The sequence below is a fragment of the Haemophilus paracuniculus genome (genome assembly GCF_002015115.1).
Taxonomy (GTDB): Bacteria; Pseudomonadota; Gammaproteobacteria; order Enterobacterales; family Pasteurellaceae; genus Haemophilus_E; species Haemophilus_E paracuniculus.
In genome coordinates this window covers 1-691 of the sequence record NZ_MUYA01000016.1, presented here as the reverse complement: position 1 = coordinate 691, position 691 = coordinate 1, and the positions used below count along the sequence as shown (strand labels likewise).

Below are 691 nucleotides of genomic sequence, written 5' to 3'. Positions count from 1 at the left end.
GGTTTGCCTCTTGCCAACAAGCGGTCGTAAAAGGCTTTGAACACGGGTTCGAATCGAACCGCCGAAAGGGCTGTCATATAAAGGGCATTGCGAACGATAGCTCGTCCGCCTTGGCAGAACGATTTTCCCTTCCATTGTCCGCTCTCTTTCGGGTGCGGTATCACACCTACCAGCGAGGCAAGCCGTTTGGCACTGAGTTTGCCCAGTTCGGGCAGGCTCGACATCAACACGGCGACACAGTTTTTGCCCACGCCTTTGATGTCGCTGATGAGTGCTGCCTTGTCCCGAAAATCGGGGGTGTTCTCTGTGTGATTGTCGATGTCTTTATCCAAATCGGCAATCAGTTTGTCCAGCATTTCAATGTGCTGCTGAATGTTGGGCTGTTGCGTTTCGTGGCTCTGTTGTAAGCGGCACAGCTCTGCCACTCGCATATCGACCAACTGGCGACGCCTTACCACCAAGGCTTCCAGCCGTTCTTCCGCCTCAGAAAGTGGCACATAGAGCAAGCCTTCCGCTTCGCCTTTGAGGTCGAGATTTTGTCCGTAGAATGCCAAATTTAGGGCATCTTTCGCATCGGTCTTCGCCACATTTTGTGAACGGGCGTACTGTGCCGCTTTCTGCGGATTGGCAATCAAGACACGATAGCCCGCCCGAGCCAAGGCTTTGGCGACGGGGATTTCCAGCCCGCCTG

1 protein-coding gene is annotated in these 691 nt (G+C 54.3%); it reads right to left on the bottom strand.

Translation table 11 applies throughout. The annotated features are described in order from the left end of the window. Positions 1-691: transposase (locus tag B0187_RS09205; RefSeq protein WP_078237566.1), on the bottom strand; the 691-nt coding region annotated here is incomplete at both ends.